The organism is Aquabacterium sp. (assembly GCF_021768455.1).
Classification (GTDB): domain Bacteria; phylum Pseudomonadota; class Gammaproteobacteria; order Burkholderiales; family Burkholderiaceae_C; genus Aquabacterium.
On the sequence record NZ_JAIZVX010000013.1, the window covers coordinates 1 to 15,635 of the forward strand.

At 65.6% G+C, this 15,635-nt stretch carries 12 protein-coding genes; 5 read left to right on the plus strand and 7 right to left on the minus strand.

The annotated features are described in order from the left end of the window. The 3 genes from QZ994_RS03170 to QZ994_RS03180 all read left to right on the plus strand — a co-directional run. A partial coding sequence (locus tag QZ994_RS03170; RefSeq protein ID WP_290868099.1) for a DUF4118 domain-containing protein occupies positions 1 to 1,478 on the plus strand: 1,478 nt, incomplete at its 5' end. After that, a complete protein-coding gene (gene kdpE, locus QZ994_RS03175; protein ID WP_290868101.1) occupies positions 1,475 to 2,167 on the plus strand; it encodes a two-component system response regulator KdpE in 693 nt (230 codons plus the stop codon). The genes QZ994_RS03170 and kdpE, both read left to right, overlap by 4 nt. Positions 2,168 to 2,173: 6 nt before the next feature. Next, entirely contained in the window at positions 2,174 to 4,084 is a 1,911-nt protein-coding gene (locus tag QZ994_RS03180) for a potassium transporter Kup (protein WP_290868104.1), read from the plus strand. Positions 4,085 to 4,135: 51 nt separating this feature from the next. On the opposite strand, the gene QZ994_RS03185 is transcribed toward QZ994_RS03180, so the two are convergent. Then, entirely contained in the window at positions 4,136 to 4,993 is an 858-nt protein-coding gene (locus QZ994_RS03185) for a crotonase/enoyl-CoA hydratase family protein (protein ID WP_290868106.1), read from the minus strand. Between the two features lie 32 nt (positions 4,994 to 5,025). Then, positions 5,026 to 7,050, minus strand: a complete 2,025-nt coding sequence (locus QZ994_RS03190; protein ID WP_290868110.1) for an NADPH-dependent 2,4-dienoyl-CoA reductase — start codon at positions 7,048 to 7,050, stop codon at positions 5,026 to 5,028. 138 nt (positions 7,051 to 7,188) lie between these two features. Between QZ994_RS03190 and QZ994_RS03195 the strand changes: the two genes are divergently transcribed. Next, positions 7,189 to 7,722, plus strand: a complete 534-nt coding sequence (locus QZ994_RS03195; RefSeq protein WP_290868112.1) for a PadR family transcriptional regulator — start codon at positions 7,189 to 7,191, stop codon at positions 7,720 to 7,722. 6 nt (positions 7,723 to 7,728) lie between these two features. Here QZ994_RS03195 and QZ994_RS03200 read toward each other — a convergent pair whose 3' ends face one another. Next, entirely contained in the window at positions 7,729 to 8,517 is a 789-nt protein-coding gene (locus tag QZ994_RS03200; protein ID WP_290868115.1) for a hypothetical protein, read from the minus strand. 20 nt (positions 8,518 to 8,537) lie between these two features. Next, on the minus strand, positions 8,538 to 9,317 hold the full coding sequence (locus tag QZ994_RS03205) for a hypothetical protein (RefSeq protein ID WP_290868116.1): 780 nt from the start codon (positions 9,315 to 9,317) through the stop codon (positions 8,538 to 8,540). Between the two features lie 178 nt (positions 9,318 to 9,495). Between QZ994_RS03205 and QZ994_RS03210 the strand changes: the two genes are divergently transcribed. After that, complete coding sequence (locus QZ994_RS03210) at positions 9,496 to 9,705, plus strand: oxidoreductase-like domain-containing protein (protein ID WP_290868119.1); 210 nt, start codon at positions 9,496 to 9,498, stop codon at positions 9,703 to 9,705. Positions 9,706 to 9,760: 55 nt separating this feature from the next. Here the strand turns inward: QZ994_RS03210 and tssH are convergent, their stop codons facing one another. The 3 genes from tssH to tssF form a co-directional block, all read right to left on the minus strand. After that, entirely contained in the window at positions 9,761 to 12,526 is a 2,766-nt protein-coding gene (tssH, locus tag QZ994_RS03215) for a type VI secretion system ATPase TssH (RefSeq protein ID WP_290868121.1), read from the minus strand. A 110-nt stretch (positions 12,527 to 12,636) separates the two neighbouring features. Continuing rightward, on the minus strand, positions 12,637 to 13,719 hold the full coding sequence (gene tssG, locus QZ994_RS03220; RefSeq protein WP_290868124.1) for a type VI secretion system baseplate subunit TssG: 1,083 nt from the start codon (positions 13,717 to 13,719) through the stop codon (positions 12,637 to 12,639). Next, entirely contained in the window at positions 13,683 to 15,632 is a 1,950-nt protein-coding gene (gene tssF / locus QZ994_RS03225) for a type VI secretion system baseplate subunit TssF (RefSeq protein ID WP_290868126.1), read from the minus strand. The genes tssG and tssF overlap by 37 nt, the downstream gene beginning before the upstream one ends. Positions 15,633 to 15,635 lie beyond the last annotated feature (3 nt).

Genomic DNA, 15,635 nt, shown 5'->3' on the forward strand with positions numbered 1-15,635 from the left:
GGCTGGCGCCGGCCAACAGCGTCATGCTCTACCTCCTGGCGGTTGTCACCGTGGCTGCGAAGCTGGGCCGGGGGCCGGCGGTGCTGGCCTCGTTCGTGAGCGTCGGCCTGTTCGACTTTTTTCTGGTGCCGCCACAGTGGTCGTTCGCGGTCAGCGATGTGCAGTACCTCCTGACGTTCGCCGTGATGCTGGGCGTCGCCTTGCTGATCAGCCACCTCACCACCGGTCTGCAGCAACGCGCCGACGCCGCACGGCAAACCGCCCAGCGAGCCAACGCCCTCGCCGCCCTGGCGCGCAACCTGGCCTCGGCCTTGACCGCCCCAGACATCCAGTTGGCTGTGGCTGGCTTCCTTCAGAAGGAGCTCCAGGTCACAGCCCTGCTGCTCGTGCCGGACGATGCTGAAAACCTCCAGCCCATGGGGCCTTCAGCGATCCGCCTCACGCCCACCTTGTTGATGGCCTCGCGGGCCGCGTGCGGCAGCCAGCACAGCCTTCAGGCCGACCAACTCGCAGATCATGACGAGGCCCTGGCCCTCTTCCCCCTGCGAGGCGCCACACGCACACGTGGCGTCATGGTGGTGTCCGACCCGACCGGCCACCGCTCGCACCTGCAGGTCCAAACGCCATTGCTCGATGCCGTCGCCCTGTTGGTTGCCACGTCGTTGGAGCGCATCCACTTTGTCGATGTTGCCCATCGCACCCAGCTCGACATGGCCTCGGAACGCCTGCGCAGCGCCATCCTTCAAGCCCTGTCCCACGACATCCGTACCCCCCTCACGGCCTTGTGCGGCCTGGCCGACAGCCTGTCACTCACCTCGCCAGCAACGCAAAGCGAAATCGTGGACGCCATCCGCGATCAGGCCTTGCGCCTGCACGACATGGTCAGCAAGCTGCTTGACATGGCGCGTCTGCAAAGCGGGCAGCACCTGGGGCACGTCACCTTGCGCCGAGAATGGCAGCCCATCGAGGAAGTCATTGGCGCCAGCATCCAGACCCTGGGCCAGGCGCTCAAGGCCCACCCCGTGCGCGTGCACCTGCCTCCCGATACGCCCCTGGTCCACATCGATGCCGTGCTGATGGAACGCGTGTTCGGCAACCTGCTCGACAACGCCAGCCGCTACGCCCCGCCTGGGACCGACATCCACGTTCACGCCACCCCAGAAGGCGGCTGGCTGCAACTGCGCGTCTGCAGTGCTGGCGCGGGCTTTCCGCCAGACCGTCTCGAAACCGTCTTCGGCCTCTTTGAGCGCGGCCAGCCCGAATCGAGCGTGCCAGGCATCGGCCTGGGTCTGGCGATCTGCAAAGCGATCGTGCAAGCCCATGGCGGCGAAATCTCGGCCCACAACCCCGCACAAGGCGGCGCCGAGGTGCGCTTCAGTCTGCCCCTGGGCCAGCCACCAGAGATCGACGTCGACGATGGCATGGCCACCGACCCGACAGCCGCCCTCCCATCGCCCCCAGACAGGATCACCCCATGAGCCTCGCCAACGTCCTCCTGGTGGAAGACGACCCCCACATCCGGCGCTTCGTCAAGGCCGCCCTGGAAGCCGAGGGCTGCCAGGTGGCCGAAGCTGGCACCCTGGCCCAGGGCCTGATCGATGCCGGCACCCGCCACCCCGACCTCGCCATCCTTGACCTGGGTCTGCCCGATGGCGATGGCCGACAGTTTGTGAAGGACCTGCGCACCTGGTCGACCATGCCTGTGCTGGTGCTCTCGGCCCGCACCAACGAGGTCGACAAGATCGAGGTGCTGGACGCCGGTGCCGACGACTACCTGACCAAGCCCTTCTCCGTGGGCGAGTTGCTGGCGCGTGTGCGGGCCATGCTGCGCCGGGCACGCCAGGGCACCGAGGCCGAACAACCTGTGCAGCGCTTCGGCCGCATCGAGATCGACCTGGTTCACCGCCACGTACGCCGAGACGGCGCCCCCCTGCACCTCACCCCCATCGAATACCGCCTGCTCGGCGTGTTGCTGGCCCATGCAGGCAAGGTCATGACGCACCGACAGTTGCTGCGCGAGGTCTGGGGCCCCACAGCCGTCGAGAGCAACCACTACCTGCGAGTCTACGTCGGCCACCTGCGGCACAAGCTCGAAGACGATCCCGCGCAACCTCGCCACCTGCTCACCGAAATCGGCGTGGGTTACCGCTTCAATCTGGGAACCTGAACCACCATGTCCTCCCCTGCTCTCCCGAATCCGGCCGGCCCTGAACACACAGCCATCCATGACCGGTCCGGCCTGGTCGCCCTGACGCTCGCAGCCCTGGGCATCGTGTTTGGCGACATTGGCACCAGCCCGCTGTACGCCTTCAAGGAAGCCTTCAACGGCCCCCACGCATTGCCCTTGTCCCCTGAAAGCGTGTTGGCCACCCTGTCCGCCCTGCTGTGGGCCGTGTTGCTGATCGTGTCCGTCAAGTACGTGTGGATCGTGCTCAAGTACGACAACGAGGGCGAAGGCGGTGTGCTGGCACTCACAGCCCTGGCTCACCGTCTCACCCACGATGCGCCCAGACGCTCGCTGCTGGTTGTCAGCGCCGGGGTGTTCGCCGCCGCCCTGTTTTATGGCGACGCGATCATCACACCGGCCATTTCTGTGCTTTCGGCGGTCGAAGGCATCAGCGTGGCCACACCCAGGTTCGAGCACTTCATCGAGCCCATCACCATCGGCATCCTGATCGGCCTCTTCCTGATCCAGAAAAAGGGCACTGGCAGCGTGGGTCGGCTCTTTGGTCCCATCACCGTGCTCTGGTTCGTCTGCCTGGCCGCGATGGGTGCCCACAGCATCATCCAGACCCCCGAGGTGCTTCAGGCTGTCAACCCCATGCACGCGCTGCGCTTTGCGGTGGACCGCCCCGGCAGTGCCTTCGTACTGCTCTCCGCGGTCTTCCTCGCGCTGACCGGGGGCGAAGCCCTGTACGCAGACATGGGCCACTTTGGCCGCAAGGCCGTGCGCATCGCCTGGTATGGCCTGGTTTTTCCATGCCTGATGGTGAACTACTTCGGGCAAGGCGCACTGGTGCTGCGCGATGCATCTGCGGTGTCCAACCCCTTCTTCTTGATGGCGCCCCAAGGCTGGTTGATCCCTCTGGTCATGCTGGCCACTGCGGCCACCGTCATCGCCTCCCAGGCCACCATTTCCGGCGCCTATTCCATGACGCTGCAGGCCAGCCGCCTGGGCTACCTGCCGCGCGTGCGCATCCTGCACACATCAGACAGCGAACAAGGGCAGATCTACGTGCCCACCATCAACTGGCTCATGCTGCTGGCCGTGATCGCGCTGGTGCTCGCCTTCAAATCTTCGGGGGCACTGGCGGCTGCGTATGGGATTGCGGTGTCCGGCACCATGATCATCACCACCTTGCTCACGCTCTTTGTGACACGCGTCAGCGCGCGCACCTTGCGTCGCCCCACGCTGATCGCCTTGGGCGCCTTCACCGTGCTGGAGCTGGGCTTTTTTGCCTCCAACCTCAGCAAGTTGAGTGAAGGCGGCTGGTTCCCGCTGACCCTCGGCGCACTGATCTTCCTTGCGCTGACCACGTGGAAGGAGGGTTCCATGCTGGTGGCCGACCAGCGCAGGCGAATCGACATCCCCATGGACGACTTCATCCATGGCCCGCGCCCTGACGTGCCCCATGTGACCGGCACCGCCGTCTACCTCACATCCGACCCCAGCATCGTGCCCAGCGCACTGTTTCACAACCTCAAGCACTACAAGGTGATGCACGCGCACACGGTGTTTCTGCACGTGGTGAACGACAACATCCCCTATGTGAGCGATGCGGAGCGGCTGGAGGTGGCCCAACTGGACGCCAGTGCCTGGCGCGTGACCGTGCGCTTCGGCTTCCGGGAAGAACCTGACATCCCGCGAGCACTGGCCTTGCTGAAGCACGCCACGCTCGACCTCGCCCCCATGAGCACCACCTATTTCGTGGCCCGAGCCACCATCGTCGACGGACCGGGTGCACTGCCCGCCTGGCGTTGCGCCCTGTTTTCCTGGATGACACGCCAGGCCGAAGGGGCCGCCACCTACTATCGCTTACCGGCCAACCAGGTGGTCGAACTGGGAACGCAGGTCATGCTGTGAGACGAGTGGCGTGCCCCGGCACTGAAGAAGGCCCCATGCAGGAGCCTGGACTCAGTCCTTGAACTGCGGCACCTGCCTGGCCATCGAGGCCATCATGGCCGCCATCAGGTCGCCTGACATCAGCATCGCCGCATTCCAGGTGGCCACATGGTTGAGCCCATCGGCCACGCTGTGGTCGCGGGCGTAGTTCAGCATCTCCTTGGTGCCCCGGATGCTCAGGGGCGACTTGGCCGCGATGCTGGCCGCCACCTCGCGCACCCCGGCCCGCAGGGCCTCGCGGTCGCCGAACACCCGGTTGACCAGGCCGATCTCGCGCGCCTCGGCCGCGTCCACCCGGCGCCCCGTGTAGGCCAGCTCGCGCACCATGCCCTGGCCGCCCAGCAGCTTGGGCAGCCGCTGCAGCGTGCCCACGTCGGCCACCATGCCGATGTCGATCTCCTTGATCGAGAAACTGGCATCGGCCGAGGCATAGCGCATGTCGGTGCAGGCAATCAGGTCGATGCCCCCGCCCACGCACGCACCGTGGATGGCCGCCAGCACCGGCTTGCGGCACCGTTCGATGCTGCTGAGCGTGTCCTGCAGGTCCAGGATCAGACGCCGCAGCTTCTCGCGCATGCGGCCATCGCACTCGTCCTTGATCTGCGCCTGCAGGCCCATCATCAAGCTGAGGTCGATGCCCGAGGTGAAGTGCTTGCCCACCCCTTCGATGATGGCCACGCGTGCCTGCGGCGTGGCATCCACCCACACCATGGCCGTGCGGATCTCCTGCCACATCGGGCCGTTCATGGCATTGGCTTTGTCCGGTCGGTTCAGCGTGACGGTGGCGATGCCATCGGCCAGGGTCAGGCGCAAGGTCTCCAGCGCAGGCGGCACCGGGCTCTCGGCAAGGTCGTGGGTGGGGTGGCTCATGGTGTGATCCTCATCGTGCGAAGACAGGCGGCTCAGATGGCCGCCGCCAGCTCGGTGCCCTGCTTGATGGCCCGCTTGGCGTCCAGCTCGGCGGCCACGTCAGCCCCGCCTATCAGGTGCACCGGCTTGCCCGCCGCCACCAGCTCGTCCTGCAGCTCGCGCAGCGGCTCCTGGCCCGCGCACAGCACCACGTTGTCCACCGGCAGCACGATCTGCTTGCCACCCACGGTGATGTGCAGGCCCGCATCGTCGATGCGGTCGTAGCTCACCCCCGCGATCATTTCCACCTGGCGGTTCTTCAGCGAGGTGCGGTGAATCCAGCCCGTGGTCTTGCCCAACCCATCGCCCACCTTGCTGGTCTTGCGCTGCAGCAGGTAGACCTGGCGCGGGGCCTTCTCCAGGTGGGGTGCCTTTATGCCACCGCGGTCGGCATAGCTGGTGTCGATGCCCCACTCGGCATAGAACTTCTCCGCGTTCAAGGCCGGGCTCTCACCCTCGTGCGTCAGGAACTCGCTCACGTCAAAACCGATCCCGCCCGCACCGATCACGGCCACGGTCGCCCCCACGGGCTTACCGTCGCGCAACACGTCGAGGTAGCTCAGCACCTTGGGGTGGTCGGCCCCGGGGATGGCCGGCTGGCGCGGCACCACACCCGTGGCCAGCACCACCTCGTCAAAACCACCGGCCAACAGTTCGGCCGCCGTCACGCGGGCGCCAAACCTGGTGCTCACACCGGTGCGCTGCAGTTGCTTGCGGAAGTAGCGCAGCGTCTCGTAGAACTCCTCCTTGCCCGGCACCAGCTTGGCGATGTTGAACTGGCCGCCCACGTCGTCTGCCGCATCGAACAGGGTCACCGCATGGCCACGGCTGGCCGCGGTCGTGGCAAAGGCCAGGCCGGCCGGGCCGGCGCCCACCACGGCAATGCGCTTGGCACCCGCCTTCACCGGCTCGATCTTCAGGATGGTTTCGTGGCACGCACGCGGGTTCACCAGACAAGAGGTGATCTTGCCGCTGAAAGTGTGGTCCAGGCAGGCCTGGTTGCAGCCAATGCAGGTGTTGATCTCGTCGGCACGGCCGGCTGCAGCCTTGTTGACGAAATCCGGGTCGGCCAGCAGGGGCCGCGCCATCGAGACCATGTCGGCACAGCCATCGGCCAGGATCTGCTCACCCACCTCGGGTGTGTTGATGCGGTTGGTCGTGATCAGGGGGATGCCGACCTGGCCCTTGAGCTTCCGGGTCACCCAGGCGAAGGCACCGCGCGGCACGCTGGTCGCGATCGTCGGGATGCGTGCCTCGTGCCAGCCGATGCCGGTGTTGATCAGCGTGGCGCCCGCGGCTTCCACCGCCTTGGCCAGTTGCACCACCTCATCGAGGCTGGAGCCGCCGTCCACCAGGTCCAGCATCGAGAGCCGGTAGATGATGATGAAGTTCGGGCCCACCGCCTCTCGTGTGCGGCGCACGATCTCCAGCGGGAATCGGATGCGGTTGGCATAGCTGCCGCCCCACTCGTCGGTGCGCTGGTTGGTGCGCGCCGCGATGAACTCGTTGATCAGGTAGCCCTCGGACCCCATCACCTCCACGCCGTCGTAACCGGCGCTCTGCGCCAGCCTGGCGCAGTTCACGAAGTCGGCGATGGTCTGCTCGACCTCGGCGCTGCTCAGTTCGCGTGGCGGCATGGGTGAAATCGGCGCCTTGATGGGGCTGGGGCCAACCAGACCAGGGTGGTAGGCATAGCGACCGAAGTGCAGGATCTGCAGCGCAATCTTGCCCCCGGCCTCGTGCACGGCCTGGGTCACGACCTTGTGATGCGCGGCCTCCTCGGGCGTTGCCAGGCGCGAACCACCAGGAAAGGGCCGGCCATCGTCGTTGGGCGAGATGCCGCCCGTCACCATCAGCGCAACCCCACCGCGCGCACGCTCGGCGTAGAAGGCCGCCATGCGCTCGAAGCCGTTCTTGGCCTCCTCAAGGCCCACGTGCATGGACCCCATCAGCACGCGGTTTTTCAGGGTGGTGAAGCCGAGGTCAAGCGGTTGCAGCAGGTGGGGGTAGGCGCTCATGTCTGTCTCCATGGAGGGGGAACGGTCTGGCTTCAAGAACCAATCATGCAACCAGTTGCATAGTGACCGCGACTCTAATCCAGCTTGAGCAGGGATGCAACTGGTTGCATACCCGAGGTCCGCCGCTACACTGCGTGCATGTCGCTCGCCCACGCCCTGATGACGTCGCTGCTGGAAAAACCGTCCTCAGGCTACGACCTTGCTCGCCGTTTTGACAAGTCCATCGGCTTCTTCTGGCACGCCACCCACCAGCAGATCTACCGCGAACTGGCCCGCATGGAAAAAGCCGGCTGGATCGCCTCCGAGGCCGCCCCCGACGGGGGCAAAACCCGCAAGCGCCTCTACCAGGTCTGCCCTGACGGCGAGACCGAACTGCGCCGCTGGGTGCTGGAGCCCACCGCCCCCACCGACCTGCGCGACGAACTCATGGTGCGCCTGCGCGCCGACGCCGCCATCGGCCCCCTGGGCCTGGAGCCCGAACTGCGCCGCCGCCAGGCCCTGCACGAAGCCCGCCTGGCGGCCTACCGTGCCATCGAACAGCGTGATTTCCCAATCGGCCGCTCGCTCAGCCGCGAAGCCCGCATCCAGCACATGATCCTCAAGACCGGGATCATGTACGAAGAGGCCTGGGCCCGGTGGTCTGCCGAAACGCTCAAGCTGCTGGCCGAGTGAGCGCGCTCACCACCAGGGCCGTGCGGCATCGGGGTCTGCCCAGCGCCAGCCCAGCGATCGCAGGGGCAAGCCCAGGTCCAGCTGGGTGATCAGCAGGTCCACCGGCTGCACAGGCCCCAGCAGGGCAAAGTTCACCTGCTGCACCAGTTGGGCGCTCACCTCTGCGCGCACCCTGGGCCGCACCACCATCTGCGCCTTCAGGGGCACAGGCAGGTGATCCGGCCACTGGCCGCTGACCACCATGTCCAGCGCCACGGGCACCTGGGTCTTCACCGGCACGGCCATATCGATCGGCAGGCTCATGGCCACCGGCACCTTCACCGTGAACGCTGGCAACCAGGACAGCAAGCCGTCAAAACGAAACGGCAGGCTCACCTCGGTCTGCACCGGCACCACCTGCCGCACCGCCACCACCGTGTCCACCGGCAGGCTGGCCTGCAGCTGGACACGCGCCGTGAGGCTGTCCTGCAGCCGCACGTCCAGCACCTGGTCCACGGTCACGGGGATGCGGGGGCGGATGTCGATCGGCGTGCGCAAGGGCGCCACCACCTCGGCACGAGCCAGCAGGCCTTCAGGCAGGGTCAGCGAGAGCGGCTGATGGCGCAACAGCAGGCGGGTCTCCCAGTGCTGCCAGAACGCCCAGCCCCCGGCAACCATGGCCAGCAGCCACAGCCCTAGCACCACCAGGCTCACCCCCAGCAACTGCGCCCGGCTGATGGGGCGGTGCCAGCCTTTGAGCGGGGTTGACGTCCAGGACGAGGCCTCGGGTGACGACACCGCTGACAGCGCAGTCACCGCGCCCCTCACAGCGCCGTTCACCGCGACCCCGCCGATGCGGGCCCCGCCACCGCCTGCGACACGCTCAACGCCCGGAACGGCAGGGTCACGTCCATGCGTGCCAGCCCCGCCCTCACCTGCTGCTGCGGGAAGGTCAAGGTCGCAGCGACCGGGGCGGTCACCGGCAGCGACAGCTGTGCCCGGATGGGCACCTCGGTGTCGATCACCGTGTCGATCTGCGCACGCAGTGGCTCGCTCAGGCGCACCGTGGCAGGCGTGTTCAACACCACCGGCAGCCGGTGACGAATGGGAATGACCACGTCCAGCGGCACGTCTGCCCTGATCGGCACCTGGCCGCGCACCGGCAGGTTCAGCGCAATACCCAGCACCCTGGTCTGCACCGTGGTGTCCAGGCTCACTGTCTGGTCGACGTGAAGGGTGTGTTTCACCGGCACGTCCAGGTTCACCGGCACCGTGGTGTCGATGCTCACCTGAAGCGGAATGGCCTCGCTCAACGGGATGCTCAGCGTCTGCTGAATGGGCACGCGCACCGGCAGGCGCTGGTCCACCTTGACTTGCACGTTCTGCGTCACGGCCGCGCGCACCGCCATGGTCGGCGGCAGCAGCACATCGACCGCCTGGGCCTTGATCTGGGCATGCGCCGCCAGGTGCGTCCAGGCCCACCAGGCCACCGCGGCGGCCGAGGCACTCATCAGCCCCAACAAGACCAGCGAGGTCAGCACCAGGGCACGCCAGGTCACGGGCCGTCCCGGCGCCGCCATCACCGTGGCAGACCAGCGCTGCGGGGGGGCGGGCACGACAGGGGGCGGCTTGGGCGACATCACCGAACGACTATGCCACGCCGCTTCGTTATCATCCGCCCCTGAACACCCTCGCGCCGCGCGATGTTCCCTGAGTCCCTGAGGGGTTTCAACTGACTCAGGGCATCAGGGCGCGGCACACCCTGCCCCGCCCTCACTGCCCCGCGCTGCCCCGATGGACCTGCAACTCTCCGACCGCGAATCCGCCCTCGCCATGTTCGCGCACTTCCAACGCCAGGCGGCCCAACGCGGGCTTGAATTGCGCGACCCGCCGCCCGAGCCCACCACCTGCTGCGGCCGGGGCTGCAATGGTTGCGTCTGGGAAGGCTTCTACACCGCCGCCAACGACTGGTGCCAGGAAGCCATGCTGGTGCTGAGCGACTGAGCCCAAAGCCGACGGGGCGCCGTCCTGGCGGCTTGGGCCATCACCCGGGCAAGCCTCAGGACACCTTGAACTTGAACTTGCCGTCCTTGCCCGCACTGACCTTGATCTTCTGAATCGGCTGACCTTCGGCCATGCGCGCCAGCACGCTGTCGGCCACCTCGGGCAGCAGGCTGCCATTGAGGATGTGGTCCACGGCGCGGGCACCGGTGTCCACCTCGGTACAGCGCGCCAGCACGGTCTCGACCAGCGCCTCGTCGTAGTCCAGCACCGCCTTGTGGTTGGCCAGTACGCGCGCCGCGATGCGGTCGAGCTTGAGCTTGATCACGCTGACCAGCACGTCGTCGCTCAGCGGGTAGTACGGCACCACCTTGGTCCGGCCGATGAACGCCGGCTTGAAGGCCTTGTAGAGCGCAGGGCGCAGGGCCTCGGCCAGTTCATCGGCCTCGGGCAACTCGGCGGGCGACTTCATCACCGACCCACCGGCCTCTTGGTCGTGGCGGAAGCAGGCCTGCATGATCTGCTGTGACGCCACGTTCGAGGTCAGGATGATCACCGTGTTGCGGAAGTCGATCTCACGGCCTTCGGCATCGTCCATCAGGCCCTTGTCGAAGACCTGGAAGAACATCTCCAGCACATCGGGGTGCGCCTTTTCCACCTCGTCGAGCAGCACCACGCTGTAGGGCTTGCGGCGCACGGCCTCCGTGAGCACGCCGCCTTCGCCATACCCCACATAGCCCGGGGGCGAGCCCTTGAGGCCGCTCACGCTGTGCGCCTCCTGGTACTCGCTCATGTTGATGGTGATCAGGTTGCGCTCACCGCCATAGAGGATGTCGGCCAGGGCCAGCGCGGTTTCGGTCTTGCCCACGCCACTGGGGCCGGCGAACAGGAAGACACCCTTGGGCTTGTTCGGGTCTTCCAGGCCTGCACGCGCCGTGCGCACACGCTGGGCAATCGCCGCCAGAGCGTGGTCCTGCCCGATCACGCGCTCCTGCAGCGTGGCCTGCAGGTTGCGCACCGTCTTGATCTCGTCCTTGACCATCTTGCCGAGGGGGATGCCCGTCCAGGAGGACACGATCTCGGCCACCACCAGGCCATCGACCTGCATGGGCACCAACGGCGCTTCGCCCTGTAGTGCCGCCAACTCGGCCTGTTTGCCAGCCAACAGCTCGTGCTCCGGGCTGGCGTGTGTGACCATCCCCTTCTTCTTGCCCTTGGACACAGGCTTGGTGCCGCCTTCACCTGAGCTGACCTCGGCCGTCGACAGCCCCCCGGCTTGCTGCTCCAGCTTCTCACGCAACGCCTTGATGTCCAGCACCAGTTGCTGCTCGAAGGTCCAGCGGGCTTCATCGGCCTTGAGCACCGCTTCAACCTTGTCGCGCAGCACCTTCAGCTCATCCAGGCGCTCACCATGGCGCGCCCCCGCGGCCGCTTCGCGCTGCAGCGCAGCAGCCTCGGCATCCAGGCGTTCCAGGCGCTTGCGGGCCTCTTCAATGCGGGCGGGTGTCGCGCTCTGGCCCAAGGCCACCTTGGCACAGGCGGTGTCCAGCACGCTGATGGCCTTGTCCGGCAACTGGCGACCACTGATGTAGCGCGCAGACAGGCGCACGGCCTCCGAGATCGCCTCGTCATACAGGCGCACGCCAAAGTGCTTCTCCATCAGGGGCGCCATGCCACGCAGCATCGCACAAGCCAGCTCCTCGCTGGGCTCCTCCACCTTGATGACCTGGAAGCGGCGGGCCAGGGCCGCGTCCTTCTCGAAATACTTTTTGTACTCACCCCAGGTGGTGGCGGCGATGGTGCGCAACTCACCGCGGGCCAAGGCCGGCTTGAGCAGGTTGGCCGCATCGTTCTGACCAGCCTGCCCGCCCGCGCCGATCATGGTGTGCGCCTCGTCGATGAACAGGATGATCGGGTGCGGGCTCTTCTTCACCTCGTCGATGACGTTTTTCAGGCGGTTCTCGAACTCGCCCTTCACCGAGGCGCCGGCCTGCAGCAGGCCCATGTCCAGCACATGGATGGCCACACCCTGCAGCGGCGCAGGCACATCGCCCTGTGCCACGCGCAGCGCCAGCCCTTCCACCACCGCCGTCTTGCCCACACCGGCCTCGCCGGTCAGGATGGGGTTGTTCTGGCGGCGGCGCATCAGGATGTCGATGGCCTGGCGGATCTCCGCATCACGCCCGATCACCGGGTCCACCTTGCCATCCAGCGCGCGCTGCGTGAGGTTGGTCGTGAACTGGTCGAGCGCCGGCGTCTGGCCGCTCAGTGTCTGGGCCGCATCGCCGCCCTCGGCTTCACCCTCGTCAGCCTCGGCGGGCGCATCCGCATCGCGCACCGACTGCACAGCCTCGACCGAACCCTTGGTCAGCTCCGGCAGCTTGTGCTTGAGCTCATCCAGACGGAAGCGGGCAAACACCTTGGACGAACGATGGGCCAGCTGACTCAGCGTCGGCTCTGTCAGCAGCGCCAGCAGCACGTGGGCGCTGCGGATGCGCGCAGTGTGCGAACCCAGGGAAGCGATCAGCCAGGCATGCTCCAGCAGCACCGGCAGGTGCTCGGAAAACACCGGCGTGCGGGCGTTGCCCGTCTTGAAGCGGCTCAGCTCGGTCTCCAGGTCGCGCTGCAATTCGGTGAGCGACACCCCAAAGCGCTGCGCCAGCACCGCCATGTCGCTCTGCGGCTGCTCCAGCAGCGCCAGCATGAAGTGCTCGAGATCCACCTCGTAATGGCCACGGCCCATGCACAGGCTGGCCGCACGCTCGGCGGCCTTGCGGGTCAGGTCATTGAGTTTGGAGATCAAGGTTTTGAGGTTTTGGCTCATGGTGATGACAGCGTGACGGGTTGGTCGGTCTTGTTGTTTTGAAAATCAAGGGGGGCCGAGGTGTGGCAACCTCAAAGGAAGGCATACAAGGCTCGGTCTGTGCGGACACGCTAGGCTGCGGCGTGGATGTCGTAACGCACATCGGCGCGGTCGTCGTTCGCTGGCAGGGTTTGCAAGAAGGTGTCCCACCCAAGGCGGCCCGTGGCGGGCAAACGCTCGGATGCCAGTTCGCAGCCCCGCACATCAGACTGCGTCAACTTGAGCTGGACCTCGTACTCCAGGCTCACACCGCCCATGACGGTCAACAGTTCCTTCAAGGCCAAGGCACCTTTGCCGCCGGGCAGAAACCGCTGAAAACGTTGGTGATTCAAGGGCCCCAACACCACGCGCATGCGCAGATCACGTTGCCAGACGCGATCACCCAGCATGGCGGAGCGGCCCAGGACGGCATGGGTGCCGCCACGGTCATCACGCACACCCAGATGGGCTTTGCCGGACTCGGGCAACTGGTACCAGCGCCCCACAAACTGGTCGATCTGAACCGGCACGTTCAAATACCCCTGCAGCACCTGCTGCAGTTGCCTGGCTGACATGGTGCGTTGCTGAAGGGCGCCCGCAAAAAAGGCCAACGCTTCATCGGGCACACCTCCTTGGTCACCACTCAAGCGGTTTCTCAACGCCTTGTGCCCAAGCCCGCCCAGAGCCAGAACCATCGGCAAAAATTGGTTTTCTCGGTCTGCCTCGTACTGCATCGGCAAGCGGTGCTTGCGCCATGCCTGATAGAACAAAGAAACCGAGCGACTGCTGAACACGTCCATGAAGGCGCGTGCCGCATAGTCCTTCTGGTACAACTCCCCCTGCACCAGGGACTCGGTGTAAAACAAGGGCAGGGTCCCATTTGCCCCCAGGAAGCCCATGAAAGAAGGCGTGACGTCAACCTTGTCCACGGCAGCCGCCTGACGCGCGCCAGGCAGGTCACGCCAATGCACGGTCAAAGATTCCACCTCGCTTGGCGGGAAGGACAGCGCCATCGAATTGCGGAAATGAATGCGTGACAGGGCATGGGGTGCCCCGTCAGCCGAGGCCATCCACCGATCCAGGAGTCGAACCGCCTGAAAGAACCCGAACTGCTGCGGATCCTGCAGCAGCCTGTCGATCACAGGAGTGGCAAATCGCCGTTGCGCGGTGGGCATCTCAGCACCTCCTCTTGGGTTTGGGCCGAAACGATGGTCAGTTTGCTGAAGCTGTTGGCCTGCACATACAGCCCAAAAAAGTGGTCCATGACCGTCGCGAACACGCCCAGACCTGCGCCGACAAAGCCCGTCTCGTCCACCGTCAGACGCACCTCGGTGCCACGCACAAACGAAGCAAATGGCTCCCCAGCCAGCCAGGCCGTGGCGGGCCTGAATTCGACGGCCACCAGACCGTCGATTTGCCGTCGATTGCTGGCACTGCGGGGCAGGTCGTACAGCCGCAACATCTCCTTCAGCGCATCGATGCCCCCCGCAGACAGCGACAAATGGTTGAGCGACAGGTGAGAAATCAGCCGCCACAAAGTGCCGCCGCCTTCTTCAAAGCGACGCGTCAACGTCGGCTTTTTCAACAACCGAATCTCTTTCGCCGCACCCCCGCCATCCATGAACAGATCTCCTCCAGGCACACCAAATGGCAGCAAAGAGGGCAGATCTCGGTTCGTGGCGCGGACCCTGAGCGACAGGGTGTCGACATTTGGAGCCGTCGGGTCAAAGTTGATGTCAACGATGGACAGCTCCACCTCGTACCCGGGGCTGGCTGCGGCCACATCCTCGTCGCGTCTCGCCGACCAATAGCGTCCCGCCATGCGCGCTTGGCCCGCGGCATCTCTGGCACCGAGGTGCGCGATTTCCGCATCGCCCGCCTCACCATCGAGCGCATCCACCAACCCGTCATCGTGACGCAAGGAGAAAAAGGGCCGGAACTCCTGAACCGACTCTCCTTGTGGCCCCTGCTGGACCCGGAAAACACGGTCAATCGCGTAAACCTCGTAGGCGTAGGCGCGGCGTGCGTCCACCAATACCGGGTAAGCCGAAACCGTGTGACTGACACGAATCGGCTCCGCCGCTTGCTCAAACAGGTTGGCCACCGGCGTACAACCCAGCAGAAAATTTCGCTCGTTCACCGCCTCGAGGAGGTGGGACTCGGTGGAATCCGCTCTCACGCCACGGATCAACACATGAACCGTCAGACGCCTCAACCCTCCAAGCTTTGCCCCTTCCTTGACCACGGCGGACGAGGGCAGACGACAAGGCAGATCGACAAAGTTGAATTTGTCAGGGAAGGCGAAGTACTCCAACAAAAGCCGGTAAGCCTCATGCGAACGAGCGTCATGCTCCAACAACGCTTCTGAAGGGGCAAACCCGACCGGCTCTGGCATGGCCCACCCCGCATCCGATTCGACGGGCAGCCAGACCCCATGCGCATCGGTCTGGACCATCACGCCCGCGGCCCGGTGACACAGGACTTCCCTCAAGACACTGGATTGCGACGGCTCTCCATCAAGATAGAAACGAAGAGGCCTTTCCAGCAGGGCGCTCCAATCGGTCTTGCTGGACTGGGATTCGATGACCAGGGACAAAACCGATGTCACACCCTGGGGCAGCCGTGTGCCATCGGGCGCTGTCACCGCCGAACGGTAGGCGGCAGAAACCACCGTCAGGGGCAACAGTTGAACGTCCTGACTGGTGCTGAATCGGCACGGGACATTTTTCACCGGCCGTGAAGCCAACACCGTGCCACGCGGGACCTCCGCCCCCCGGCCCATCTGGGCCGTCGTCCCCAGATGAAACTGGGCGATGGAACAAGATGGAAACGGCCTCAGGTAATGAGGGTACAGAACCTCCAGCATCCCCCCGGTAAACAAGGAAAAGTCGTCATCAAGACGCTTGTGAACACGGGCAGACAGGAGCGCACAAGACTCGATCAAGCGCTCGACGTGGGGATCGGACGACATGTCCCCCCCAAGCGCCAGCCGCGAGGCGATCTTGGGGAACTCTTTGGCAAAGCGCCCCCCCTGCTCACGCAACTGGGTCAGCTCTCGCTCAAAATAGGGCAACAAACTCTGGGCCATGAA

Coding starts and splice junctions, on each gene's coding strand:
- QZ994_RS03190 (WP_290868110.1), bottom strand. CDS start 7,050: ATGAGCGCCTACCCCCACCTGCTGCAACCGCTTGACCTCGGCTTCACC.
- QZ994_RS03180 (WP_290868104.1), top strand. CDS start 2,174: ATGTCCTCCCCTGCTCTCCCGAATCCGGCCGGCCCTGAACACACAGCC.
- QZ994_RS03210 (WP_290868119.1), top strand. CDS start 9,496: ATGGACCTGCAACTCTCCGACCGCGAATCCGCCCTCGCCATGTTCGCG.
- QZ994_RS03195 (WP_290868112.1), top strand. CDS start 7,189: ATGTCGCTCGCCCACGCCCTGATGACGTCGCTGCTGGAAAAACCGTCC.
- QZ994_RS03185 (WP_290868106.1), bottom strand. CDS start 4,993: ATGAGCCACCCCACCCACGACCTTGCCGAGAGCCCGGTGCCGCCTGCG.
- tssH (WP_290868121.1), bottom strand. CDS start 12,526: ATGAGCCAAAACCTCAAAACCTTGATCTCCAAACTCAATGACCTGACC.
- kdpE (WP_290868101.1), top strand. CDS start 1,475: ATGAGCCTCGCCAACGTCCTCCTGGTGGAAGACGACCCCCACATCCGG.
- tssG (WP_290868124.1), bottom strand. CDS start 13,719: ATGCCCACCGCGCAACGGCGATTTGCCACTCCTGTGATCGACAGGCTG.
- tssF (WP_290868126.1), bottom strand. CDS start 15,632: ATGGCCCAGAGTTTGTTGCCCTATTTTGAGCGAGAGCTGACCCAGTTG.